Source organism: Microbulbifer sp. ALW1, from assembly GCF_009903625.1.
Lineage (GTDB): Bacteria > Pseudomonadota > Gammaproteobacteria > Pseudomonadales > Cellvibrionaceae > Microbulbifer.
Window position 1 is genome coordinate 350,997 of sequence record NZ_CP047569.1, and the last position, 24,389, is coordinate 375,385.

The window sequence follows — 24,389 nt, forward strand, 5'->3', positions numbered from 1 at the left end:
GGTACGAATATACCAATTAAAAGGAAATTGATTCTCTCGCTGCACAGCAGTTTATTCCTCACATAATACGTCCAGGCTCACCAGTGATACTTTGGCGCCCCAAGCATGGTGCAATAGACAGATGGATCCGGCAGCCCTGCACTCAACATTACGTTGTGATTCACACTCGGTGATGGTGCGCACCACCAGAGGCTGAAGCTGGAATACTGATCCTTGCACATGGCTTCCAGCAAACCCGGGTATGCCAGATCGATGGATCCCTCAACACTCAACAACCGTTGCTCCGCAGCCCCCTCCGGGGAGCTAGCACCGGCATCCAACATTGCCAACACCGGGAAGCGCTCCGACAAGTGATCCACAAGCAGAGCATTCTGCAGTGCCTCAATGGCCAGTTCAGAAAGCGCTGCGTACCAACTTTCTGCCCGTACCTGAATATCAAATGGATTGGTGCCGGCGGCCAGGGGAACCGCCATTGTTACCGGAAAATATCGCCCCACACTGTCGACACTGGGAACCAGAATCCCGGCCCACGCACGCTCGCTCAACACTCCAGACGAAAGTGCGAAACGCCAGATCGGACTGGTCAGATAATAATCCAGCCATTTTTCACCCACGAGTTCCCGGGAACCGTGCACCGCGCGCTGTAGCCATTCGTCCCATGGCGTAACAAAACTTGAGGGCAGGTCTCTCTGCACGAAGTCACCGTGGCCAGGTAACTTACCGAAGATACCTTTGCCAGCGGGCTTCATCGCCATTGATCCATCCATATCGTATTCCCTCTACTGATATTGGCGGTACGCCAGCGCTCACAACACCTGCGGGCAGCGATAGTTGCCAAGCAGGTTTTGATCAAATGGGTTGTAAACACCGGTGGCGGAAAGACGCAGCTGTGCTGAACGCCCAGACTCACTGAAAGTCACCAGGTACTCCGAACTACTCTTACCCTGCTCCAGGCGAGAATTCATCAGCAGACGGTACCAGGCCCAGTCCCCTTCAAAATGCTGGCGATGAACCGTTTCATTCAAGTCTTCGAAAATAACCCGTACGCGATTACTTTCTCCGCCCCGCCAGTCGACTTTGGTACTGGTGCGCGGCCCGTGTGAATAGGGCACTCGCTGAGCGCCCATTTCCAGGGCAAACAACCGCACGCCGGAATCGAGTTTTGTGGGTTCCACCCGGAAGCTGTACCCGACCTGTTCCCCCTGACTGAACAGGGTTTTTCGAATGCGCTCCGCTCGCTGCATCTGCGCAAGAGTTGAACTCGAGACCCCCAGGCTGCGCCCCTCGAGAGATTTTGATTTCCAGCTACGGGTATCAATAAATGGCTTAAGGTACTCCTGTATAAACTGCTGCTCGACGCCGCCCGGCTTGAAGTAACTGTTGAACTCCATTACTGGCGCTTCCTGCTCGCCAGTCGAGCGCAGGGGAAAGCGGCCGGACAAGCTGCGATTGAACACGCTGTACACCTGCTCTCGCCAAACCCTGTCGGCGTGGTGCTTGGCCTTAGCCATCACCAGTGACCAGGTACTATCAGCAATTTGTTCAAGCCAATGATCAAAAGGTGCCGGCGCATTCGCTGCCTTGATCCGCAACTGCTTGATTGCATCGCCCGCGCCATTGAATCGCGCCTTGGCCTTGTTAAACGCAACCTCGTCCGGGTCTACACCACTGTCGATTTCCGCCAGGTATTCCTGCAGCTGATTGATACTGGAAAGATATTCCTGAATACGCGCCGGTCGACCTTTTTCGCTACGCGTCATGCGCTGTAACTCTTCAAACCGCAAATCGACGATCGTCGGTTGAAATTTTTCGGTGATCGCATCGGCGGCGCCGCTTACTGCAGCGGCACCCATTCTTCGCGTGGTACTGGAGACCGGCAGTGGAACACCACTGGCATCCACCGGAATTTCCGGTCGTGGCGTAAGCCGTGTATTGTCCGCCGTTATTTCTGATACGGCCAAAAGCGGTGAATACACCGGGTCGGATAGCTTGGATAACACGTCCAGCGCTTGGGCGGTGGACTGGAATCCACGAATGGAAAAGGCGGTCAGGAATTTCTGCCAGCGCTGCTGGTATTCTCCCAGGTAAATCCGCTTCACTTCTTCGCCGAGTTTCTCCCGATCGTCTTCCGTGAAGTCTTCACCACTCAGTTCACCGCCGTAAATCCAGCGCTCTTCCGCGAGCTGATCCAGAAGCGGTGAATCGGCGCCAAACTCCAGTTCCTTGTAGCCCGCCTTGGTATACAGGTACGGCATCCTGAATTGTGTATCGGTTGCATCGATTCCGAAGAGCTGGGCAGTGTCTCCACCCACTTCGCCATAAAGATCGATTTCTGTCATGCCCAATTCACTGCGTTGCATTTGCGCGTACAGGCGTTGCGGCACGGGTATCCGACGCAGCTGCTGTCGCGCACTTGCAACCACGCGCTCATTAGGCTCCAGGCCCTCGGGCAATGGCTCGGCAAAGAGTCGCTCCAGGTGACCGAGCAATTGCTCCTGCTTGGCGGCCTCCCCGGAAAGCTGCCGGGACCAGTCAGCACTGAAGTAGCTCTTCAGAACCTCAATATCGCGCTTCTCCGGATTGAAAAACATCAGATAGGTTTTCAGCGTCTGGGTCAGGGCTGGATCGCTACTATCCAAGCGCGCCAGATCACGCTCGAGTGAACGCTGCAGCGCGGGCAGGAAGCTCGTGCTCAACTGTTGACGATAGAGCTTGTCGGCGGCCAGGTCGACGCGCTCGTCATAGAGCCCGAGGTTATTCAGCCAGGGATGCTCTTCTTTCTGATAAACACGGGATGCGGCGTGCAGCGGCTCCAACAATTTGAGTGAATCTACCGGCGTCAGACGTTGCCCGGTACTATCTTTCTTTTGGAACTGGAACTCGGCAATCTTGTCATCCACTTCACCCATGTAAATTTTGTTCTGGGTGATACTACCGGTCCACAGTAACAGTGCACCGACAAATACGGCAGCAGACCCGGCGTAAACAGCACCGCGGAACCAGCGGGTTGCCGTTTCAAGCTTCCGGTTTACCCCAACCAGCTCTGCCTCCGGGAAGATGACATCTTTCAGCAGCCGATGCAGGAAGTAGCTCTTGCCCGCCCCCTGGAACTTCTGCGCCACATCGCGCTCGAGTCCAAAATCCGCACTGACGGAGGCCATCATCCGGTCGACCGGACTTCCCTCCTGGGTACCACTGGTAAAGTAGATTCCGCGCACCATGGGTACTGTATCGTAGCGATTCGGGCTAAAGGTCTGCTTGATAAAGTCGCTCAGTACGGTCTGCAGCCCTTCCATTCGCGCGGGAAAGCCCTGCAGCAATGCGCGCCGCTCCACGTTGCGCTCCTGGTGTATCCGCCATAGTACGCGCTGGTTCAGGCGTTCAACCAGGCTACGGAATTCACCAACAAACGTATCCAGCGGTGCTCCCGTTGCAGCACTTTGCTCTTCCGGGAAACTGACACCCCACACCTGTTCCCGCTCAGCCTGGGACAGGTTGTCAAAAAACTCACTAAAACCTGCCACCAGGTCGCATTTGGTGAAGGTAAGGTAAATGGGGAATCGGATGCCCAGTTGCTGCTGCAGGTCATTGATGCGCGCGCGTATGGTTTTCGCCTGATGCACCCGCTGCTCGGTGGTCTGCACCATCAAGTCCTGCAGGCTAATGGCAACCAGAACCCCATTGATCGGACGACGACGGCGGTAGCGTTGCAGAAGGCTCAGAAATGCCTTCCACGCACTATTGTCATACACCCGGTGGCTGTCCTGGGTGGTATAGCGGCCAGCGGTATCAATCAGGACCGCATCGTTGGTAAACCACCAATCACAGTTACGCGTTCCGCCGACGCCACCCAGCGCTTCCTTACCGTGACTTTGCGCCAGGGGAAATTCCAGTCCCGAATTCACCAGCGCAGTGGTTTTACCCGAGCCAGGCGGCCCGATGATGATGTACCAGGGCAGCTGGTAGAGGGAAACTTTACCGTGCGCAGATTTGAAGCGCGCCTTGCGCAACACTTCCATTGCTTCGCGAAAACGGGTGGACAGCGCACTCAGCTCTTCGCGGCTGCGCTCCTGATCCGGGTCTACCTCTTCTTCCTGGGATGCCTCTATGCCTTCAATAAGTGCCTGATTCTGGCGACGCTCAACCAGCCACTGACTCAGGTTCCAGACAAGCCAGATCGCAAAAATAAAGACAATTATGGTTATCCGCACACCGGAACTCAGTGTGGCGTTATCACTGCCAAACTTAATGTAGTCGGCTGCAAACCAGATCAATAGCGATAGCGCACTCAACCCTATCAGCCCCAACACCCATTTGTTGGTAAAAAAATTGATCACTCGTTTCATGCAAAGCTCCAGGTTCCGGCGCCCTTGCGGCCGGGGGAATCAGTTCTGGCGTTCAGCGTGGCTGCGCAATAGTTTTGGTTTCTTTCGGAACTTCAATCATCAGCTGATCGATTTCCGTCGCTACCGGTGTCGCGCTCTGGTACAGCCACCAGCGATAGCCACTGAACGTCGCCGCGAGGACTCCCAGTACCACGCTGGCAATGACCCACAGGGGTATGTACTGGATCAAGCGGGTTTTTCGTTCCACGCATCCTTGCCAGCGGGGAGAAAGGTCTCGATCCATTGGCGGGCGATGACTTTCGATGGTGCGATAGAGGTTTTCGCGAATCTGCTCCAGCTGTTCGTAGCCACGTTGCACCAGACGATACTTCCCCTGAAAACCGAGGCTCAGGCACAGGTAAAACAACTCCAGCAGCTCAATGTGGGATCCGGGTGTTTCCAGCGTGCGCTGAAGAATCTGAAAACATTTTTCACCTCCAAATGTTTCCTTGTGAAACAGGCTCAGCAGCGAGTGCTGGCTCCAGCCACTGGCGGTACCCCAGGGAGTAGACAGCACGATTTCATCCACCACCGAACACAACAGGTAGCGCGCGGTCAGCACGGTTTCCGGAGACAGGGACAACTGCTTTGCTTCGCGTTCGAAATTCTGTATCTCACGGGTCAGCCGCTTGTGCAGATCCGGCACATTGCTGTGGTTCATGGTGGTGCGCAGCTTGATGATGGCGCCCAGCAGCTTTGACGCGGCCGAAATCAGCGGGTTGAGGCTGTTTTTGATGCGTATTTCTGGCGCACCTTCGGCACCCGCAAATCCCTGGGGTTGCGACTGATGTTGTGACTGGTTTTGTGACTGAGGTTGCGCGCCCCCCCCAGCACCACCTCGTGCGGCACCAGGCGTAGGGATCATAACTGTACGGTCGCCGGCACTGGGAGCCGCCGGTGGAGTGAAGGCATCATTACTCATTGTCAGTTATTCCTTATTGCCCAGAGTTCCATGGTCAAACCTGGAAACTCGGCACCCAGGTGAACAGCAAATCCGCCAGACCGCTGCATGGCTTGCCAGAGCTCACCGGTACGTTCCAGCTCAAAATAGGTAAACCCCGCATGGTAGGGGATCTGACGCGGCGCCACCGGTAGTGCACGAATCGACAATCCCGGCAGCTGCGCCGAAATCAATTCACGAATTGCCTCGACCGGTGCCACCTTGGTCTGCCCCGGGAAGCGACTGCGCAAGAGATCACCCGGCATATCGGCTTTTGCGGCCATGATAAAGCTGGCCGTTTTGACCAGTGACGGATCGGTAATCGGTGCGACATAGATACCAAACTTGCGCTGTACCAGATCCATGGCAATGGCGTTCTGCTCCAGTACCGTAGACAGGGATTGGCGCAACGCAGAGAACAGGCCGGCGTAACTCTGCTGCAGGTTGTCATGCTGGTAGCGAGGTATTTCCGGCGGTCGCTTATTGCCAGAAGTAAATGTGGATAATTCGCCAGCGAGCTGTAACAGCTCCAGGAACAGGTTGTGCGGGTGTAATCTCGGTTGCGCGGTAATCTGCTTGAGTAGTGGCTCAAAGCGGTTGATTACCTGTAACAGCAGGTAATCGGCAATTTCAGCGGAACCGCTGCGGCCGCTGTCACTGAGGCGATGCCCCAGGGCAGAACCCCGGTGATCCAGCAGTCCTTTTACCTCTTCGATATAGGCTTTGATGACCGAGGATGCCTCCGCATTCAGTAGCGGTGGAATATAGTCGGAATCCAGCTCCACCGGTTTCTCCGGCTGGCGCTCGCGAATACGCGCAATACCGATGGCAGCGTAGCCACTGAGATCATCACTGCCCAGTTTCAGACAGGTGCGCAACTTGCCAACCTGAATACGTGCTGCCTCACCGGACGTTGACGCACTGTTGCGCGCGTCAAAGTTACTCGCCTGGTATCGCGCCTGCGGGAAATCTTCCTGGTCTCTTACGGATTCCTGATTTCCCGGGCGCTTCATCGGGATACACAGGTAGACCACCTCGTCGCGGGTATTCACCGGCACATCGAGCACATCCGGCAGGTGCTCATTTTCCGGCGCCAGCATCGGTGTGCCATCCGGAAAAATACCACTGACCCGAGACAGGGAAATTTTCCCCATTGCCAACGGCTCACTATCGATGGCCAACTCCAGCATTCCCCAGGAATAGGGCCCCAAAGCCCCGGTCCGGGCTTCCAGCAATTGTTCGAGATAACGGTCCTGTTGCTGAAAGTGCTGCGGGCGAAGGAACATTCCCTCGCTCCAAATCACCTTGTTATTCGCCGACATACATGATCCTTGTTGTCGCGCCAGGCTTTAGCCTCGCGAGATGTTGTTAGTGCGCCTTGCCCGATCGCGTTAATCTTTTTACGCGATCGCGTTTAAAGTCCTTTGCCGGACTCGCGCAAACCTTTCAGGCGCTCGTATTCTTCGCTGGAGATGGTGACGGTTTCGCCCGAATTTCCCTTCGGCGCACTACTGCCGCGCTTACTGCTGCCCGTTTGACTGGTAGCAGCCGCACGACGGCGTATATTGAGTGCGTCGGTGGAGGCGATGCGGGTTCCGGCGAGGGTGATCGCGTATTCGTTTTCCTTGTGATCGGTAATCGGCAGTAACATCAGGCCATCGGCCTGTTGATACTGAACAAATTCCGCCAATAGACCGATATATTTGACTTCAGGGGTAAGCGGCAGCCGCTCCAGTCGTTGCTCGCCCGGAGCAAACTCTTTTAGCACCACGGTATCAATCAGGTCTTTGCCCAGGCGCGACTCTGCATTTTCGTAGAGGTTCAGGAACTCTTCCCGCGAGAACTGGCGATCGTCTGCGAGCATGAACACGCGCAGTACTACCGGTGACGCGCGGCCATCACTGTCCGGGTTTACGTTGTTTTGGATATCCACGGCCAGCGCCACGCTGGTATCCAAGTTGAGCGTACGACGCGTTGTCTGGCAGGCGGAAAGCGCCACTGCCAGTACTGCTACCAGCAGGACATGTACTAATTTTTCTGTTTTCACGATTGTCTCCGGGTTTTTGATACGACTCTAATTTTTCGATGTCGCGTATTTTTCTGGGACCTACACTTTCCAGTAATCCACAAATGTTTGTTAGCCATTACTGAAACTTCTGGCATTTTTCAGCTCCGAAAGCTGACTTTCGTAGGTGGTGGCGAACTCCTCTCCGAACAACCGGCGGTAGCAAGCCTCCGGGTCAGCAACAAGCCCGCGATACATCTCGACGAAATTTTCCCAGTTGCGTGCACTTTTACTACTGAATACACCGCCCTGTGATCCACTGCGCCGTTCGATATTGTCTGGGTTGAAGAACTTGAGCATGGCGTCATAGCCGGCACGCATTCCCGCCAACACCGCCACCTGGTGATCGGACAAATCATCGAAACTGTCACTCACCGCTTCGACCGGTGCCATAAAGGCGCCGTTACCGGCAAACATCGCACCCAGCGCGTCGCGGGCAGTGGCGCTGAACTTCAGGGGATTGTTGGCCTCGGTCTGAATCATGGTGCGCTGCACCCGCAACTCATTTTTGATACTGGTACGTGCACGCAGCAGGTCGATCAATCGCGACACTGTCTCCTCGACAATCTCTGCGGCCTGCTGATCCAGTTGCGGTAGCTGTTCCGCTGTAAGGTTCAAACCAAGCTTTGTCGCCAGCACGCCACTCGCGGGCACTGATTGGTGCAGCGGTTGCGGTTGCGGTTGCGGTTGCGGTTGCGGTTGCGGTTGCGGAGTTTGTGCTTCTACCGGCAGAGGAGAAAAGGCCTTGGAGGCGCCAGCAAAACTCTCGGCAGCCGGAGCATCAAAGCCCGGCGCACCCTGCACCTGCTCGCCGACCATCGCGGACAGTGATTCCGCAAAAGGGTTGGGCTCAGCGGGTGCTGGCGTCGCGGCCAAAGCGGGTGCGGGTGCGACTACAGGCGGCACCGATATTTGTGCTTGCGGCTGTGCCGGCATCGGCTGCACTGCGCCTCCCTGGAATCCTGAATCCTGAAACCCCGAGTCCTGGAATCCCGAGCTTTGAAATCCAGAGTCCTGCAATCCCGAAGACTGGAATTCGGGAACAACCGGCGCTGGCGATAGAACCGGTTGTGGCTGTGCTTCAACCCGCGGTGCCGCTGAAAACTGCATTGCGTGGTTGTGTGCGGGCGCATGGTCCTGCTCACTCCCATCCTTCCACCAGGCTTCGTCATCGCTCCACTGGGACTGACCGGCGGATGGCATACCGCCTCCACTGCCAAATCCGCCGCCCAATCCCGAGCCAAAATCGGTGCCGCTGCCCATGCCACCGACAAAGCCGGCAAGTGGATCCGCTGAGTTTCGGGCACTTGGGTTGGCATTCAGGGCCTGCAGCGGATCGACCGGCGCTTCCTGACCGAGGAAATCGTCCATCGAGTCCGCGGACGGTGAATTGGCCAGATATCCCCATTCGCCACTGTGATTGTTATTGCCGCCGGCGCCGGGCTCCAGCCAGCTGTCCAGTTCCCTGGCTTCCTGGGCGCTCTGCATTTTTGCCGCCGCTGCCGGGCTAAACGTGGTGCGATCGGCATTTTCCAGAAAATCGGCACCACCCAGGCCTTTTGGCAATCCGCTTTCTGCTTCCGGTTGCCGAATCGCAACCTTCAGCTGGTAATCACCCAGCGCGATGACGTCCCCATCATTGAGCGCGATACGATTGCCCTTGCCCAGAGGCTCGCCGGACTGGTTGTAGTAAGTGCCATTGGTACTCTGATCCACCAGATGGTATTGATTGTTGGCAAATACAATTTCCGCGTGGCGCGACGAGACCACCCGCTGAGGGTCCGGCAATACCCAGTCATTGCTGTCAGCACGGCCCAGACTGCCGCCGCCAACTTTGAACAGCTTGGTATGTTTGAGCATGTTGGCGCCTTCGGGATCGGCAACCACAGAAAGCATTAAATCCATGTCACTCAGACTCGCGCTATTTGGGTAAATGGAGCGGCACTGCCGCGGGCAGAAAAACGGATCTCAACACCAGGGTCCTCAACACCAAGGCCCTCAACACCAGGGCCCTTTGAGCATCGCGCCGGAAAGCGACTGCAGCTTCGGCAGCAGTATTTCGTCACGTCCCTGCACGGATCTCAGGGTACTGATCCCCGCGGCCTGAAAGCGCGCGGCGCCACGATCCGTCATCAATGCTTCTGCACAGGGTGTCATCCACTGGCCCTGGGGCAAGTTCCGCAAGTGCAGCGGCAAATCCACAAACTGGTCCGCGGTTACCGGGCTCGCTTTTCCGTTGGTGACAAATTCACGACACAGGGAAAGTGCGAGCAAATAGGCACTATTGCCCCAGAGGTAATACTGGTGGCCAAGTTCCGGCGTCAATTCTTCAAACGCGAAATCTTCGGTGCGCGCCGTTTCGGCGCCATAGGGTAAACGCAGCATGAAGCGCGGCGCGGCCAGTGCCAGATGTTCGCACGCCGGATAGTCCCGCACTGCCTGCCAGCTTTCTGCGAAATCTTCGGCCAGTGGATAATGCCAGTCGTCGGGATCCATGGAGCCAGCAAGGCTGGTGCAGCCAGCCAGGCGACTGTCTCCACCCATTACCATCGCGCTGCCCGCGGCTTCTGCCATGGTGGCGAGGTCGATCAACATATGGAGATCGCGCTCTTCATCGGCAATATAAAAATCCCCCACAATCAGGTTGTAGGGCTGGCTACCGGCAATTGCTTCCCGTGTTACCAGGCACTTAAACAACTGGGAATTTTCAAGATCACTCTCGGCCTGCGCCAGGTCTGCGAGAATTTCAGCCTTGGTGATATCGATCAGGTGTAACTCCAGGCCGGGGTGATCTTCCAGCCGGCGCAACAGCAGGTGCAGGCTGCGCCAGCTGGCCTCCAGCTGACGAAAATCACTGTGGTGCATGATCTTGCGCATGGCCTCGGACGCTGCCTGAGCAACGGCCTGCAAGTAAACATCCTGATTGGCATCCGGCTTTTGCTGCACATAGGGTGCGACGATATCTTTGATCAGCTGGTCGATCTGGCCACCCGCGCTTTCTCGCTGAAGCGCCTGGTAATGCTGGCCGGATAGAATCGCATCGAGCATGGACTGGGAAGAAGACTGCAAAGACGACTGCGCACTTGTGCCTGACGCAGCACCTGACAAAGGTCCCAAGTCCGGGCGCCACTGCTGAATTTCACTGGCTGCGCGATCAAATTCACTCGGGGTAAGCAGCTGCTTTTCCAATTCGATAAATTGACGAAACAGGGGCACCCGGTTGTACAGGTAATCCGGGTGCAGGTCGTCAAACTCCATCAACCACAACGGATCATCCATTAGCGGAAGCTGCAGCCCAACCTGCATACGCTCAAAAAGCTGCTCAAAATTATCTTTGCGCAAGCGATAAGCCGGCCGCGAAGCAATGGATTCCGGTGCGCACTGCTGCCGACTGGCACGGCCACTGAAGTCGCCGAGTATTGCCACCTTCAAACTGGTACCGGCGTACTCTTTTGTGCGATCTCCCGCTTCCCGCGTATCGGCACCTTGCTTTAGGTCACCGAAAATTGCTGCATTGGTATGCACGCTTGCCCGACTCATAGTCCGCTCTCCATGGTGACGTTATTTTCATCCTTGCTGCCGGAAGGCGGCATCTTGTCGCCGGTTCCCACAGTATTCATTTCTTTTTCAATGACACGCTGGCTCAACGCATCCTGCCCCGCAGAGTCTTTCGAGGCTGCCGCCTGATTAGCGGCCTCTTTACTTGCTGACTTCGCTGTTTTGCGCGGGCGCCCGCGTTTTAGCGGCCTTACTCGCTGGTTTGCAATCTGCTCGATTTTGTCTTTGAACACATCCCCCCCGAGCACCTGCCCGAGTTTGATGGTCTCGGCAATATATTCCAACAATCGACGATCAAAGCGATAGCGGAACAGTTTTCGGTAGGCTTCCGCCCTTGCACGCGGAGTTTCTCCCAGCTCGCGGTAAAGGCGGTGATCGGTGATCACATCGCTGTCTTCGGTGCTCGCATGATGATTGAAACTGGACCATTGGTAGGCACCGAGAGAATCCGCAAGCCCCAGGTACAGCGGGCGCAGTTCCACATAGCGGTAACAGGTCAGCAGGTAGGCATCGGAATCGATCAGGCTCGACTTGTAGCGTCCAGCCCAGAGTGTTCCCGAGCGCCGGTAGCGGTGGTTTACAAACTGAACGTAACGCCGGCCGAGGGATTGCATCATTGAGGGAATGCCATCGGGCACCCGGGGTGTCGCAATAATCTGCACCATATTTGGCAAAAGCACATAGGCGTGCACATCCACCCGATACTGATCCGCTGCATTGCGCAGGCTGCTCAGGTAAAACCGATAGTCTTCCTCATCAAAGAAGCAGGGCAGGTTGTTATGCCCCACCTGGACAATATGTTGAGGAATATCAATCAGATTAAGTCTCGGAAGACGGGGCATCTTGCCAAAAATTCCTTTTTAAATTGCACAGCCGTACCAACTGCACATCCGTTTCATGGGAAGGGGTTGGCATTATTGCAAATGATCCAAAAAAAATTCAAACGTTAGGCGTTAGCAAGTTAACATTACCGAACTTAATCACCGGAATTTCGATCGCGAGAAGAACGGAATCTCGTATTAGACGACACAGCATGGAGTAGCGACTGACATGGAGCCCATCAGGCTGGCAGTCAATGGCCGTACCGATATAGGCCAAGTGCGCGAAGAAAACGAAGACAGCATTCACTGCTACAGCGACCCGGATCACCCGTTTGCCTACGTTGTGGTTGCCGATGGAATGGGCGGCTACAGCGGTGGCGCTACCGCCAGCAAAATTGCTGCTGAGACCCTTAAATTTCAGCTCGACAGCCTGCTCAACGCGACTTTCCTGGCCTGTTCACCGAACCAGCAACAACTGATGTTGCGCGCTGCGCTAGTGGATGCAATCGGTAGTGCCAACCGCAAAATCCTGGAAACCAAACAAACCTGCCCCCAGTTTTCACACATGGGTACCACACTGGTGGTTGCCGTTATATGGCAGGATTTTTTAATCGTCGGTCATATTGGGGATTCACGCGCCTACCTGTGGAATAACTACGGACTTCAGCGTCTCACCCGGGATCACAGTGTGGTTCAGGAAATGATTGATGCCGGCCAACTGACGCCACAACAGGCACACTCGTCCCAAGTACGCAATCATATCACCCGGGCGCTAGGTGTTTCCGAGCAGGTGGAAGCAACCATCAACAGCTGGACGCTCAAGGAGAGCGCGCTTTTATTGCTCTGCAGCGATGGCCTGACCGAGTATCTCAACGACCATACCATCGAGCGAGTGCTGGCAACCTATAGACCCGCCCTTGAGAGTGTTTACCACTTTATCGACGATGCAAACCAGTGCGGTGGACGTGACAATATCAGCGCGGGCATTATCGAATACTGCTGTCGTTCTGATGCTGTGGCGGAATTCTCCGGCGACCCCATAACACTAAAGCCAAAGCACAAGGACGATATTACGGTGCGGAAGCTCCAGCGCTAGTCAGCAGTGGCCTCAAGGCATCATGGCCACCCATCAACAGTCTATTTTTGCGAGTAAGCGGCATGACACCGGATCGTCTGGTCGATTTTATTCCTTCGATTCTCCGTGAAATCCATCCACCCAAAATGCCACAGGAATCTGGCAATGCAGTGGCCATCTGCCATTGGTTGAATAAGTACCAGCACCCAAATAGCACGCAAGCACCAACCGGTATTCAGTCACCTCTTTGGCCCCAGCCACCGGCGGTCACCGCCTGCGACGATGCGCTCGCGCAGGCGCCGAATATTCCGCTGCTATTTTTACCTGCCGCACCGGTTCGCCTGTGCAATTATCCGGGGCACAATGCTCGCGGCGACCTGCTGCCAAGCCTGTCCAACTGTCAGCTCGCTGCCGATCACGTTGTTGCCGCCAATGGTGAGCTGGCCTTTTCCCGGGTCGATTTTGAGATACCTGGTCCATTCACCTTTCGCTGGCAACGCTATTTCCGTCAAAGCTTGGATACCGATGTCGGACTGGGCATTGGCTGGCGACACTCGCTCTGTGAATCCCTGCAATTACCCCAAGCCGGCAGTGAAAATAGCCACAAAGTCATACTGCACGATAGTGAAGGCCGTATCATTGCCTTTGATCTACCGGCGATCGGTCACGGCTGTTTCAATCGTAGCGAACGCCTGTACCTCCTGCGCCAGAGCCTGCACAGCTTCCGCATTAGCAGCTTTAATCAGCCAGACAGAATTTTTCGGGCAGATGGCACCGGTAATACCGCACCCCTTTGCGAGATCCGCGATGCGTTCGGCAATACCCTTTCGGTGGATTATCACGAGGGCGTGCCCCAGAAAATCGTGACTTCCTGGGGGCGTGTCCTTGAGTGCAACTATGAAGGCGGGCAGTTGCGAAGCATCAGCAACGCCCAGGCCGGCAACGACGCTCCCGCTCTTTGTAGTTACGAGTATGACGAACATAACAACCTGGTGAAGGCGAGCAGAGGAACCAGTTGGGAAGATTACCAGTACCAGGGCGAACAGCTCACTGGCTTACAGGGCCAGCCCACCGGCCAGCTCACCTTCGAATACGATAAAATTGACCGCTGCCATCGAGTTCGCCAGGGCTCACTGGAATTCCGATTGCAATGGCAATCTGCCAGGCGTCGCTGCACCCTTTCCTGCGACGATCTCCACTCCACTCTGTGGCAATTCGACACCCGTGGCGATCTGGTTCTGGAGCAGCAACAGGCGCGCAGTAAACGCTATCTGTACGATCACTACCGAAACCTGTGCCAAATCATTGATGCCGATGGACAGCGCCGCATTTTTCGCTACGACGAATTCGGTCGGTTATTGAGGAGTACGCTGAATGGTAATCACCATCGCTATATCTACGACAACCTCGGACGCCTGTTAGCCGCAGGGGTGATCGTTGCAACCGCGGTCAAAAATCGCGATTCACACACACAAAAATCGGCAACGGCGCGCTGGCAATTTCGCTATGAAGATCACCGGAACCCGGTCAGTATCTCTGATCCCGCTGGCAATCACTGGCTCTGCGATTACGATGAGCGCGGCCAGCTGCGCCAGCTAACCGATCCAGAAGGTGGCCGACTTATTCTGGACTGGGATGCGCAGTCGCAATTGCGCGCCCTGCAACGAGGTGAGCTCTCCATTTCCTGGAATTATGATCAGCAGGGAAACCTCACTCTGCGCGAGAGCAATCAGCAACCTCTTCAGCGCTGGGAATATTCTGCCGATGGAGCGCTTTGCAGCGCAGAAATCGGCACACAAAAACTTTGCATCAATCGCGATGAACTGCAGCGCCCCTGTGGAATTACACAAGAAAAACACACGCTCCTGCAGTGGCAATACGACGATCGCAACCAGATAAGACACGTCCGCTTTTACAATGCGCCTCCCTGGGACCTGGAATACGACCCCCGGGGTCGCCTGCGGGAAATGCGTACCAATGAGCATATTTTTCACTGGCAATACGACCAATTTGGGCAGCTGGAGCGGTTCACACCCGGTGGCGAGCAGCAACGTGAGTGGCAATACGATCTCTGTGGGCGCGTCACCGAATTTCATGACAGTGACAACCACTGGTACCTGCAATACAGTGAATCCGGGCAGCTGGAAGAAATACGCAATAACAGCGGGCAGTTCTGCCGTTTCCATTTCGACAGTTTTGGGCGCCTGTTACAGGCAGCGAACAATCACAGCAACCAACGATTTCGTTACGACAGTCGCAATCGACTCCTCGCAGAGCACCACGATGTCAACGATGGCGAAAGCCTCAGTATCAATTACGAATTCGACCGCCGCGGCTGGCTGAAGTCGTCCGGCTCTGAACACTTCAATACCGCGTTTACGTTCAGCGCGAGCGGCATGCTGTACGGTCTGGACAGTAATGGTCAGATGGTGCTCCGAATCGAATGCGAGGATGCGCAGCAGACCTGGAATTTTGGCCACAACCGTGTGAAAAAAGAGTATCAGTGTGGCAACCAGACAAAAATTTCACTGGGCGACTCTAACCAATGGCAACCCATTGCGCAGGGGTGGCAACTCCCTCGCCCCGCTGTTTATTTCCGCTCCAGCGGTGCTAACGGCTCAGTGGGCACTGAACAATCTGCAAGCGTATTTAAAAATAGCGAACAACTGGATTTACGCGGCAACATCATCAGCGAAGTCCGCAGTCAAGGTGATGGAGGCGCGCAAATACCGGAAACTTCCACAGCAACCGGCAAGCATCAGGGTCTTGAATACCATTATCAATACGATGGCTGGGGTCTGCTGCACAGCGCCGAGTGCGGTGACTTCAAAACCTATTTCCGCTACGACGCTTTCGGGCGACGCCTCAGTAAAACCAGTACACACCGTCGCTCACGACGACAGCGGCGGCTAACCAGCCACTGGTCGGGCCTCGGACTCTGGAGTGAAAACGCCCAGCTCGACGGCAGTAACAACCGCATTCACTATCTGTTACACCCGCAAAGCGCGCTCCCCCTGGCGCGATTGAAAGATGAGGCTATTGCAAACTACTCTACGACTGCGCCAAGCCAAGCGCTGACGGAAATCAATCCTGCCTCCCGCGCCTCCACAGTGGAGAGCTGCCCGCTGCAGACGCAGATGGAGTACTACATCGCCGATGACTTCGGCCACCTGCTGGCGTTACTTGGCGCTCAGGGCAACCTTGTCTGGGAGCGCCAGGGCGGTGGAGAAAATCACAGTCCCGGGAGCTTCCACGGCTGTGCCGGTCTCTACGACAGTGAAACCCAGTTGATATACCGGGATTTCAGCTACTGGCATGCGGCAGATGCCAGCGCGCCGCTGGATGCCGGCCACGACAGGCTCATCTGTCTGCCTCAGGCTTCTGCAAAGAAACCCGCCACGCTTGGCGATAGTCAGCTGCGTGCACTCGCGCCGACCGCCGCCGTCGATCCACTGACGTAGGTGACTTTGGCCGAACCGGAAATCGGCCAAAGTCACATAATCGCAATCAGGCACCATAACTGGTACCTGTGTATCCATTTTTGACGCCCTATCCCCTTCTCCCGGTCGCAAGTTCCGCTAGCATGGTTGCCGCAAGACAGCGCTGTCATTTGCGGTCACGACGGCGATTCCCTGGGTACACACCAAATACCCAACACATCCAACAATAAACCTAACAATAAACAAGGAAACCTTCATGAGACAGACCATATTCCCACTCGTCAGGGAATCGCGCCGACACCTCGGCCGCAGCGCCCTCGCCGGTGTCGCAGCATCAACCTCACTGCCGCTGTTGCTACTCGCCACCACGCTCTCTTTAAGCAGCAACAGCTTCGCCCACGGCACCATGGAAGTCCCCGAGAGCCGTATTTACAACTGCTTTCTGAACAACCCGGAAAACCCTTCAGACCCCGCCTGTGCCGCAGCCAAGGCCACCAGCGGCAGCCAGCAATTCTACGACTGGAACGAAATCAACCAGGCCAGTGCCGATGGCAACCACCGCGCGCTGGTACCCGACGGCCAGCTCTGCTCCGCCGGGCGTAGTAAATACGCTGGCATGGATCTGGCCCGCAGCGACTGGCAGGCAACCCCGATCACCCCCAAAGCGGACGGCACCTTTGACTTCCGCTTTTACGCCACCGCTCCCCATAGCACACGAGAATGGGTGTTTTACATTACCCGTCAGGGCTATACCGGCAGCGAACCGCTAAAGTGGAGCGACCTGTTTGAATTCTGCCGCCTGGGCAACGAACCCGTAGGTGCTGACAAACGCTATACCCTCACCTGCCCGTTGCCGCAGGTAACTGGTAAGCACGTTATCTACACCACCTGGCAGCGCAACGACAGCACCGAAGCTTTTTATACCTGTACCGATGTCGTACTCGGCGATGGCAGCAGCAGCCCCTGGGCAGACCAGGGCCCACTGGACGCGCAGAATGATCTGGTTGCCGACAGTGCGGTTACCCTGCGGCTGTTCAACAGCGCGGGCAACGACCTGGAAACCCTCAGCTATACCTTGAGCGAAGATGCCACTGGTGCCGATTGGGGTTACGCGTTTGCGCAGATGGTCAACAGCCAGTCCCAGTACGCACGCATCGGTGTTCTGGACCCCGACAGTGGTGACATCACGCCCGTCAGTGGTGGCAATAACCGTATCTACACGCCGACGGAAATGAGCTTGGCAGTGGAAGTGGATATTGAGACGCCGCAAGGCAACCTGCCCCCGCAGGCGGTGATCACACTGACACCGGACAGCCTCAGCGGCGCCGGAAGCGTGAGCCTCTCTGCTACTCAGTCCAGCGACCCTGACAGCGATCCGCTGTCATACAGTTGGGCCAGTAGTGCCGGCAGTCTCGCCAGCAGTACCGCCGTGGAAACCACCCTGCAACTGGATGCACCCGCCACAGCGCGCACCGTGACCGTTGAACTCACCGTTTCCGATGGCAACCTGACAAGTACCGCGACGGCGGTTGTCAGCCAGCAACCCACCTCTACCGGCGGCGGTGACTACGACTACGTCTATCCACAAGGGCTCGGCAACTACGTACCCGGGGAAACCGTGGTTCAGGGAAGCGATGGCAACCGCTATCAGTGCCGCCCATTCCCTCAGGGCCAGTGGTGCAATATCAACAGTGCCTATCACTATGCACCGGGCAGCGGCACCAACTGGGGCGACGCCTGGATCGCGCTGTGACGATACGCCAGCGCGATTGAGCGCTGGCTAAAGCACCTATAAAAGGGTCACTCATAAAAGTGTCACCAATAAAAACGCCCGGGAATTTCCGGGCGTTTTTATTGATCGAGGCTCTTAATATACGGTCTATCTACCGTCTATGTATCTTCAGCCCACCGCCGGCTCCGGCGACTGGCGTAATGTCAGCATGAACAGCAGAAAAGCCGCCGCGCCGCAGATGGCAATCGCTACTACCAGAACCTGCGGCGTGCCATCAAAAACCGCACCGACGATACCGATGGCCGCCGCCCCCAACATCATCTGCATGGTGCCACCGAGTGCCGCCGCGGTACCCGCAATAGGGCCGTGCTCGTCGAGCGACAACACCATGGTGGTTGGCACCACCAGGCCGAGAAATGCATTCCCCAGTAACAGCAGCGCTACCAATACCACAAAATTATCCACACCACCCAGATTTAGCAGCAGGTTCAAGCCCGCACAGAGTGCGAAACCGAACACCGCCCATTTGACCACCGCGACACCGCCGAAACGATCACAGAGATTGGCGGCAAACTGACTGGCAACAAAGAAACCCAGGGCATTCAATGCAAACGCAAGACTGAACTCGGTGGGTGTAAGGCCGTAATAATCCGTGTAAAGAAAGGCTGCGATAGACAGGAACGAGAAAAAGCTCGCCATCCCCATACCCCCGATCAGGGTCATCCCCATGAAATAGGAATCCCGCACCAATACCCGGAAAGCATCACCCATGGCGGCCAGGCGCAGGGGAACCCGATCAACCACGGGTAGCGTTTCCGGCAGTGCAAAATAAATCAGCAGCAAACTGGCGACCGTGGCCAGCGCCACCGCGTAAAATACCGAAGGCCAGCCGAAGGGGGTCATCAGCAAACTGCCAACCAGCGGCGCCAGCATCGGCGAAATAGATACCACCAGCATGATGGTAGTCATCAAACGCGTGGCTTCACTGCCGGTGTAACGGTCGCGGATGATGGCCCGCGGAATCGACATTACTGCTGCAGCCCCTACCCCCTGTACAAAACGCAGCCCGATCAGCCATTCGATCGTCGGTGCCAATGCACACCCTATCGAAGCGACTAAAAATAATCCCAGCCCGAAATACAGGGGCGGTTTGCGCCCGAACATATCCGCTGCCGGGCCGTAGAACAGCTGGCAGACACCAAAGGCAATAAAAAAAGACACCAGGGTGTACTGCGACATGGCCGTCGGCACCCCGTAGTCTTCCGCCATCGCCGGCATTGCCGGCAGGTACATATCGATGGCGAAGGGGCCAACACAACTTAACAGCCCGAGTATCAGGGCCATTTTGATCAAATCAGGTTTCACGAAGCAAATACCTTTCCGTCGTTTATCGCGGGCAGTTTGCACCCAGACTCTTCCCGATTCTAACAGTAGCTACCTGCAGCCGCGCCCTTCGCGGCGGCCATCTGTGAATCAACGTTCACGCTGACTTCCCCCAGAGTCCGAGTCACCTCTACAATATTCACTCACCCAAATTCGAGACCTCCATGGACGAGCCCTTCACCATCGCCGGTGTCACCGTTGCCCGCGGCGAAACCCGCAAAATCGAACTCCCGATAGTGCGCCTGTATACCGATACGGAAATGGCCATTCCCGTATACGTTCACCGCGGCAAGAAATCCGGGCCCACCATGTTTGTCTGCGCCGCGATACATGGCGATGAGCTCAATGGGGTTGAAATCATCAGCCGCCTGATCAACAGCAAGGCACTGAAATCCCTGCGCGGTACCCTCATCGCAGTGCCGGTGGTCAATGTCTATGGTGTGCTCCACCAATCCCGCTACCTGCCGGATCGACGGGACCTCAATCGCTCCTTTCCCGGCTCCGCCCGCGGCTCCCTCGCCGGGCGCATGGCCCATATTTTTCTGGAAGAAGTGGTCGCCAAGTGCGACTACGGCATCGACCTGCATACCGGCGCTCTGCACCGCAGTAACCTGCCGCAAATCCGCGCCAACCTTGATGACCAGCAAACCCGGGATATGGCCGCCGCGTTCGGCGTGCCGGTGCTCCTGAACGCCACCTTGCGCGATGGTTCCCTGCGCCAGGCCGCCGCTGATCTGGGCGTGCGTATTCTGCTCTACGAGGCCGGCGAGGCGCTGCGCTTTGATGAGCTGTGTATCCGTGCGGGTGTACGCGGTGTGCTCAATGTTCTTCGACAACTGCAAATGCTACCGCCGAAGAAAGGCCGCCAGGGCATAGAACCCTTTGTGGCAAGGCGCAGTGGCTGGCTGCGCGCCGGTGACAGCGGCATCGTCAACCACAAGCGACAGCTGGGGGATCATGTAAAGAAAGGGGACACCCTCGCCACCATCGCCGATCTCTACGGCAATGAGCTGGACAAGGTTCTGGCCGACGCCGACGGCATCATTATTGGCAAGCAGAATATCCCCCTGGTGCAGGAGGGAGAGGCGATGTACCACGTGGCCTATTTCCAGGAGCCGAACGAGGTGCTGGAAAACCTGGAACTGTTGCAAGATACGCTGCTGCCGGAAGAAAACTTCTGACGCAAACGTTTGCGGAGTGAAGTAGCCTGGCCGCCACTGCAACGAAAACAGGGCAGCCAGGGCTACGGAGCGAAAAACTTACGGCTTGCGCAGTAACTCCAGAACTTCCTTGCTGGGGAAACCCTGTAGCTCTACCCCGGCACTTTCCTCAAATTTCAGAATCGCTTTGCGGGTCCCACCACCGGCTTTACCGTCAATCTCGCCGTCGTAAAAGCCTTTTTCTTTCAACTTGGTTTGCAGTTCAACCACTTCATCGTGATCGAGGCGGGTGAAGGGGCGCTTCCAGTCTTTGGCTAAAGGTGCCGCGCCGCCAATCTGATCCCCGAGGATCCCGACGGCCGCCGCGTAGCGATCGGAGTTGTTGTAACGCTTGATCACGAAGAAATTCTTCAGCATCAGGAAAGCCGGACCACCGCGACCCGCGGGAACTTTCAACTCTGCCACGTCATCCGGTCGCGGGAATGCCTTGCCGCCAACGCGCTTCACACCCAGCTTTTCCCACTCAGAAATTTTCAGCTTTCCTGCGGGTAGCTTGCGATCGGGAATGGTGACCTCGTAGCCCCAGGTCTGCCCGGAAACCCAACCATTTTTCTTCAGCAGGTTGGCCGCGGTAGCCAAGGCATCCGGTACAGAATTCCAGATATCGCGCTTGCCATCCCCGTCCATATCCACCGCATAGGCCTGGTAGCTGGTGGGAATAAACTGGGTGTGGCCCATGGCGCCAGCCCAGGAGCCGGTGAGGTGACTCTCATCAATATCGCCACTTTGCAGAATCTTGAGTGCCGCCAACAGCTGGCTGGTACCGAACTTCTTGCGCTTGGGATCCGCGTAGGCAAGGGTCGCCAGTGAGCGAACCACACTGCGCATGACGGTCTGGTTATCCAGAATCGCGCCGAAGCTCGACTCCATAGACCAGATGGCCAGCAGGATATTCGGGTTCACCCCGGACTGCTTCTCGATTTTATCCAGCCACGGCTGCAACTCTTTCTTCTTGGCGCGACCACGCTGCACCGCGTATTTGGTAATGCGGTTGTCGAAATACTGCCACGCCGGGGCCTTGAATTCGGGCTGAAAGCTGGCCTTGTCCAGCACCCACTGGTCGGGAGAGTCGATCCCTTTAAAAGCGCGATCAAAAGTTTCGGCGGTAATGCCCTCTTTCATCGCGGTTTTGCGAAACTCCTGCTTCCATTTCTCAAACCCCGCATCCGCGGCCGCATTTGCCATCAATGGCACAGAGAGCAGCAGGGCAATAAAAAATGAAAAAAGGTGAAGCCGGGTTGCAGGCGCAGGACCCGATAACTTTCGGCTAGTGGGCAGGGGGGCAAAATGGCCCATAACAACTCCTTGGCAGTAACAGCTCGCACAAGGGTAGAACGGAAGCCAGCCAACGGAAAGGGACGAAAAGCGCCAGTCACTCAGGCTGTGACCGGCCCGACACTCTTTTCATCTTGCAGCGCAGGAACAACCGGAGTCGTCAGCCCGCGGGCGGTATCACATAAAAGAGCACCGCAAAGAAGTGCAGCACACCGCCCGCCAGTACGAACAGGTGCCAGATGGCGTGGGAAAAGCGCAAACTTTTCCACAGGTAAAACGCGATACCCCCGGTGTAACAGAGGCCACCCAACACCAAAAGCCACAGGCCACCAGGCTCCAGGTTGTCCATCAACGGCTTGATGGCAGCAATCACCACCCACCCCATCAGGGCACTGAGAGTGATGGACAGCGCACGGTATTTTTTCAGCGGCGTAAACTGGATAACCAGACCAATCAATGCCAATCCCCAGATAACCCCGAACAGGGACCAGCCCCAGGGGCCGCGCAGAGTCACCAGGGTGAACGGCGTATAGGTTCCGGCAATCAGCAGAAAAATGGATGAGTGATCCAGGGTGCGCAGTACCTGCTTGGCACCGGCATGGGTAACACTGTGGTACAGGGTAGACGCGGAAAAACACAGAATCAGGGTTGCCGCGTAAATACTGCTGCTGACAATGTGCCAGGCATCCCCTCGCAGCGCGGCGAACGCACACAGTACTCCCAGCCCGGCAATCGCCAGCAGGGCACCGACACCGTGGGTGACGCTATTGGCGATCTCTTCCGCAAAACTGTAGCGATTGCTGGCGGGCAGGCTGCTGGACATAGTCGAATCCCGAATTGGACATGGCCACCAGTATGGCAGACTTATGTGACCACGAATTGAATTACGGTTTCATGATCAGCATTTGCACAGCCAGAGGCAAGCACACTTTGGGACTGATGAGTTTTGGAATGCGATCGGGTGATAGAGGGAAGCCGTTGATAGGGGGAAGCGGTTGATAGAGGGAAGCGGGGGATTCGAAGAAGATTAGAGGGGAGACACGAGAGGAATCAGGGTAGAACAGAAACAAGGTACCGGCGGGATACGCCAGTACCTTGCTTTGCGAGACGAGTATCAGACGCTGGCGTTGTGGATACCCATTTCGCACAGGGCGGAGGATTCGCGCACAATGGTCTGTACCCGGTCCGGACCGGTAGAGATGATATCGATGGGCGCGCCCACCAGCTCTTCGATGCGGGCGATGTAGTTGCGCGCGGCCTGGGGCAGCTCCGCTTCGCGGCGCACGCCGAAGGTGGTGTCGCTCCAGCCCGGCATGGACTCGTATACCGGCTCTACGCCTTCCCAGCCTGCGGCATCAAAAGGTACCGGTACCTCTTCGCCGGCGGCGTTGCGGTAACCCACACAGATTTTCACTTCTTCCAGACCATCCAGCACGTCCAGCTTGGTCAGGCACAATCCGGAAATACTGTTGATTCGGATGGCATGGCGAACAGCAACCGCATCGAACCAGCCGGTACGACGCTGGCGACCCGTGGTGGCACCAAACTCGTGGCCCTTTTCACCCAGGTGACGACCCACATCGCAATCCAGCTCGGTGGGGAATGGGCCACCGCCGACGCGGGTGGTGTAGGCCTTGGTAATACCCAGTACGTAGTCCAGGTACAGGGGGCCAAAACCGGAACCAGTGGCGGTACCGCCGGCGGTGGTGTTGGACGAGGTAACGAACGGGTAGGTACCGTGGTCGATATCCAGCAGGGAACCCTGGGCACCTTCAAACAGGATGTGCTCGCCGTTTTCACGGGCTTTGTGCAGGTGATCCGCCACGTCGGTGATCATGGGTACCAGTTCTTCGCGCCAGGTTTCCGCCAGCTTGAGGGTGTCCTCGTAGCTGACCGGGTCGACCTTGTAGTATTGGGTCAGCGCGAAATTGTGGTATTCCAGCAATTCTTTCAGCTGCGCACAGAAGTTGTCCCAGTTGCACAGATCGCCCAGACGCAGACCGCGACGGGCCACTTTGTCTTCATAGGCAGGACCGATACCGCGGCCAGTGGTGCCGATAGCCTTGTCACCGCGGGCCTTTTCCCGCGCCTGGTCCAGAGCCACGTGCACCGGCAGGATCAGCGGACAGGCCGGGGACAGACGCAGGCGCTTGCGCACGGGCACACCAGCCGCTTCCAGTCCGGCCATTTCTTTCAGCAGGGCTTCCGGAGACAGCACCACGCCGTTGCCGATCAGGCAGGTTACGTCCGGGCGCAGCACACCGGAAGGAATCAGGTGCAGTACGGTTTTCTCACCGTTGATCACCAGAGTGTGGCCGGCGTTGTGACCGCCCTGGAAGCGGACTACCAGTGCGACTTTCTCCGTCAGCAAGTCGACAATCTTGCCCTTGCCCTCGTCGCCCCACTGGGTGCCCAGCACCACTACATTCTTGCCCATGTGCGTAAATCTCGTGTCGTCAGTTCAACGTTAGACGGGCGGAAGGAATAAGGTCGGC

At 56.6% G+C, this 24,389-nt stretch carries 16 protein-coding genes; 4 read left to right on the forward strand and 12 right to left on the reverse strand.

Features of this window, described 5'->3' with window-relative positions:
• Window positions 1-77 precede the first annotated feature (77 nt).
• From tagF to GRX76_RS01390, 8 genes are all read right to left on the reverse strand, one after another.
• Window positions 78-767, reverse strand: coding sequence for a type VI secretion system-associated protein TagF (gene tagF / locus GRX76_RS01355; protein WP_201276882.1), 690 nt, complete (start codon window positions 765-767; stop codon window positions 78-80).
• Window positions 768-806: 39 nt separating this feature from the next.
• Complete coding sequence (gene tssM / locus GRX76_RS01360) at window positions 807-4,346, reverse strand: type VI secretion system membrane subunit TssM (RefSeq protein ID WP_160151654.1); 3,540 nt, start codon at window positions 4,344-4,346, stop codon at window positions 807-809.
• A 52-nt stretch (window positions 4,347-4,398) separates the two neighbouring features.
• A complete protein-coding gene (gene icmH / locus GRX76_RS01365; protein ID WP_160151655.1) occupies window positions 4,399-5,307 on the reverse strand; it encodes a type IVB secretion system protein IcmH/DotU in 909 nt (302 codons plus the stop codon).
• 2 nt (window positions 5,308-5,309) lie between these two features.
• The gene (gene tssK, locus GRX76_RS01370) at window positions 5,310-6,647 is read right to left on the reverse strand and encodes a type VI secretion system baseplate subunit TssK (protein ID WP_160151656.1); all 1,338 of its coding nucleotides are present in this window, start codon (window positions 6,645-6,647) and stop codon (window positions 5,310-5,312) included.
• Between the two features lie 92 nt (window positions 6,648-6,739).
• Entirely contained in the window at window positions 6,740-7,372 is a 633-nt protein-coding gene (gene tssJ, locus GRX76_RS01375; RefSeq protein ID WP_236250501.1) for a type VI secretion system lipoprotein TssJ, read from the reverse strand.
• Between the two features lie 90 nt (window positions 7,373-7,462).
• The gene (tagH, locus tag GRX76_RS01380) at window positions 7,463-9,295 is read right to left on the reverse strand and encodes a type VI secretion system-associated FHA domain protein TagH (RefSeq protein WP_160151657.1); all 1,833 of its coding nucleotides are present in this window, start codon (window positions 9,293-9,295) and stop codon (window positions 7,463-7,465) included.
• A gap of 93 nt (window positions 9,296-9,388) precedes the next feature.
• A complete protein-coding gene (locus GRX76_RS01385) occupies window positions 9,389-10,930 on the reverse strand; it encodes a type VI secretion system contractile sheath domain-containing protein (protein WP_160151658.1) in 1,542 nt (513 codons plus the stop codon).
• Window positions 10,927-11,790 (reverse strand): transposase, encoded by an 864-nt coding sequence (locus GRX76_RS01390; protein WP_236250502.1) that lies wholly within the window; start codon window positions 11,788-11,790, stop codon window positions 10,927-10,929. Before GRX76_RS01390 ends, GRX76_RS01385 begins: the two co-directional genes overlap by 4 nt.
• 208 nt (window positions 11,791-11,998) lie before the next feature.
• Here GRX76_RS01390 and GRX76_RS01395 point away from each other — a divergent pair, with 208 nt between their 5' ends.
• The 3 genes from GRX76_RS01395 to GRX76_RS01405 all read left to right on the forward strand — a co-directional run bounded on the left by GRX76_RS01395 (window position 11,999) and on the right by GRX76_RS01405 (window position 18,037).
• Window positions 11,999-12,865, forward strand: coding sequence for a Stp1/IreP family PP2C-type Ser/Thr phosphatase (locus GRX76_RS01395; protein ID WP_160151659.1), 867 nt, complete (start codon window positions 11,999-12,001; stop codon window positions 12,863-12,865).
• Between the two features lie 62 nt (window positions 12,866-12,927).
• Window positions 12,928-16,305 (forward strand): DUF6531 domain-containing protein, encoded by a 3,378-nt coding sequence (locus GRX76_RS01400; RefSeq protein WP_160151660.1) that lies wholly within the window; start codon window positions 12,928-12,930, stop codon window positions 16,303-16,305.
• Between the two features lie 235 nt (window positions 16,306-16,540).
• Window positions 16,541-18,037, forward strand: coding sequence for a lytic polysaccharide monooxygenase (locus GRX76_RS01405; protein WP_160151661.1), 1,497 nt, complete (start codon window positions 16,541-16,543; stop codon window positions 18,035-18,037).
• Window positions 18,038-18,184: 147 nt separating this feature from the next.
• Here GRX76_RS01405 and GRX76_RS01410 read toward each other — a convergent pair whose 3' ends face one another.
• Complete coding sequence (locus tag GRX76_RS01410) at window positions 18,185-19,381, reverse strand: multidrug effflux MFS transporter (protein WP_201276883.1); 1,197 nt, start codon at window positions 19,379-19,381, stop codon at window positions 18,185-18,187.
• Window positions 19,382-19,563: 182 nt separating this feature from the next.
• On the opposite strand from GRX76_RS01410, the gene GRX76_RS01415 reads away from it, so the two are divergent.
• Window positions 19,564-20,580 carry a succinylglutamate desuccinylase/aspartoacylase family protein gene (locus GRX76_RS01415; protein ID WP_160151662.1) on the forward strand — a complete coding sequence of 339 codons (1,017 nt, stop codon included), beginning with the start codon at window positions 19,564-19,566 and terminating at the stop codon, window positions 20,578-20,580.
• A gap of 78 nt (window positions 20,581-20,658) precedes the next feature.
• Here GRX76_RS01415 and GRX76_RS01420 read toward each other — a convergent pair whose 3' ends face one another.
• The 3 genes from GRX76_RS01420 to GRX76_RS01430 form a co-directional block, all read right to left on the reverse strand.
• Window positions 20,659-21,804 (reverse strand): lytic murein transglycosylase, encoded by a 1,146-nt coding sequence (locus tag GRX76_RS01420; RefSeq protein WP_236250623.1) that lies wholly within the window; start codon window positions 21,802-21,804, stop codon window positions 20,659-20,661.
• A gap of 250 nt (window positions 21,805-22,054) precedes the next feature.
• The gene (locus GRX76_RS01425) at window positions 22,055-22,717 is read right to left on the reverse strand and encodes a hemolysin III family protein (protein WP_160151664.1); all 663 of its coding nucleotides are present in this window, start codon (window positions 22,715-22,717) and stop codon (window positions 22,055-22,057) included.
• 291 nt (window positions 22,718-23,008) lie between these two features.
• Window positions 23,009-24,331, reverse strand: a complete 1,323-nt coding sequence (locus tag GRX76_RS01430) for an adenylosuccinate synthase (protein ID WP_160151665.1) — start codon at window positions 24,329-24,331, stop codon at window positions 23,009-23,011.
• Window positions 24,332-24,389: the final 58 nt, after the last annotated feature.

Coding starts and splice junctions, on each gene's coding strand:
- GRX76_RS01415 (WP_160151662.1), top strand. CDS start 19,564: ATGGACGAGCCCTTCACCATCGCCGGTGTCACCGTTGCCCGCGGCGAA.
- GRX76_RS01390 (WP_236250502.1), bottom strand. CDS start 11,790: ATGCCCCGTCTTCCGAGACTTAATCTGATTGATATTCCTCAACATATT.
- GRX76_RS01405 (WP_160151661.1), top strand. CDS start 16,541: ATGAGACAGACCATATTCCCACTCGTCAGGGAATCGCGCCGACACCTC.
- GRX76_RS01420 (WP_236250623.1), bottom strand. CDS start 21,804: ATGGCAAATGCGGCCGCGGATGCGGGGTTTGAGAAATGGAAGCAGGAG.
- tagF (WP_201276882.1), bottom strand. CDS start 767: ATGGATGGATCAATGGCGATGAAGCCCGCTGGCAAAGGTATCTTCGGT.
- icmH (WP_160151655.1), bottom strand. CDS start 5,307: ATGAGTAATGATGCCTTCACTCCACCGGCGGCTCCCAGTGCCGGCGAC.
- tssM (WP_160151654.1), bottom strand. CDS start 4,346: ATGAAACGAGTGATCAATTTTTTTACCAACAAATGGGTGTTGGGGCTG.
- GRX76_RS01425 (WP_160151664.1), bottom strand. CDS start 22,717: ATGTCCAGCAGCCTGCCCGCCAGCAATCGCTACAGTTTTGCGGAAGAG.
- GRX76_RS01385 (WP_160151658.1), bottom strand. CDS start 10,930: ATGAGTCGGGCAAGCGTGCATACCAATGCAGCAATTTTCGGTGACCTA.
- GRX76_RS01395 (WP_160151659.1), top strand. CDS start 11,999: ATGGAGCCCATCAGGCTGGCAGTCAATGGCCGTACCGATATAGGCCAA.
- tssK (WP_160151656.1), bottom strand. CDS start 6,647: ATGTCGGCGAATAACAAGGTGATTTGGAGCGAGGGAATGTTCCTTCGC.
- tagH (WP_160151657.1), bottom strand. CDS start 9,295: ATGGATTTAATGCTTTCTGTGGTTGCCGATCCCGAAGGCGCCAACATG.
- GRX76_RS01430 (WP_160151665.1), bottom strand. CDS start 24,331: ATGGGCAAGAATGTAGTGGTGCTGGGCACCCAGTGGGGCGACGAGGGC.
- GRX76_RS01400 (WP_160151660.1), top strand. CDS start 12,928: ATGACACCGGATCGTCTGGTCGATTTTATTCCTTCGATTCTCCGTGAA.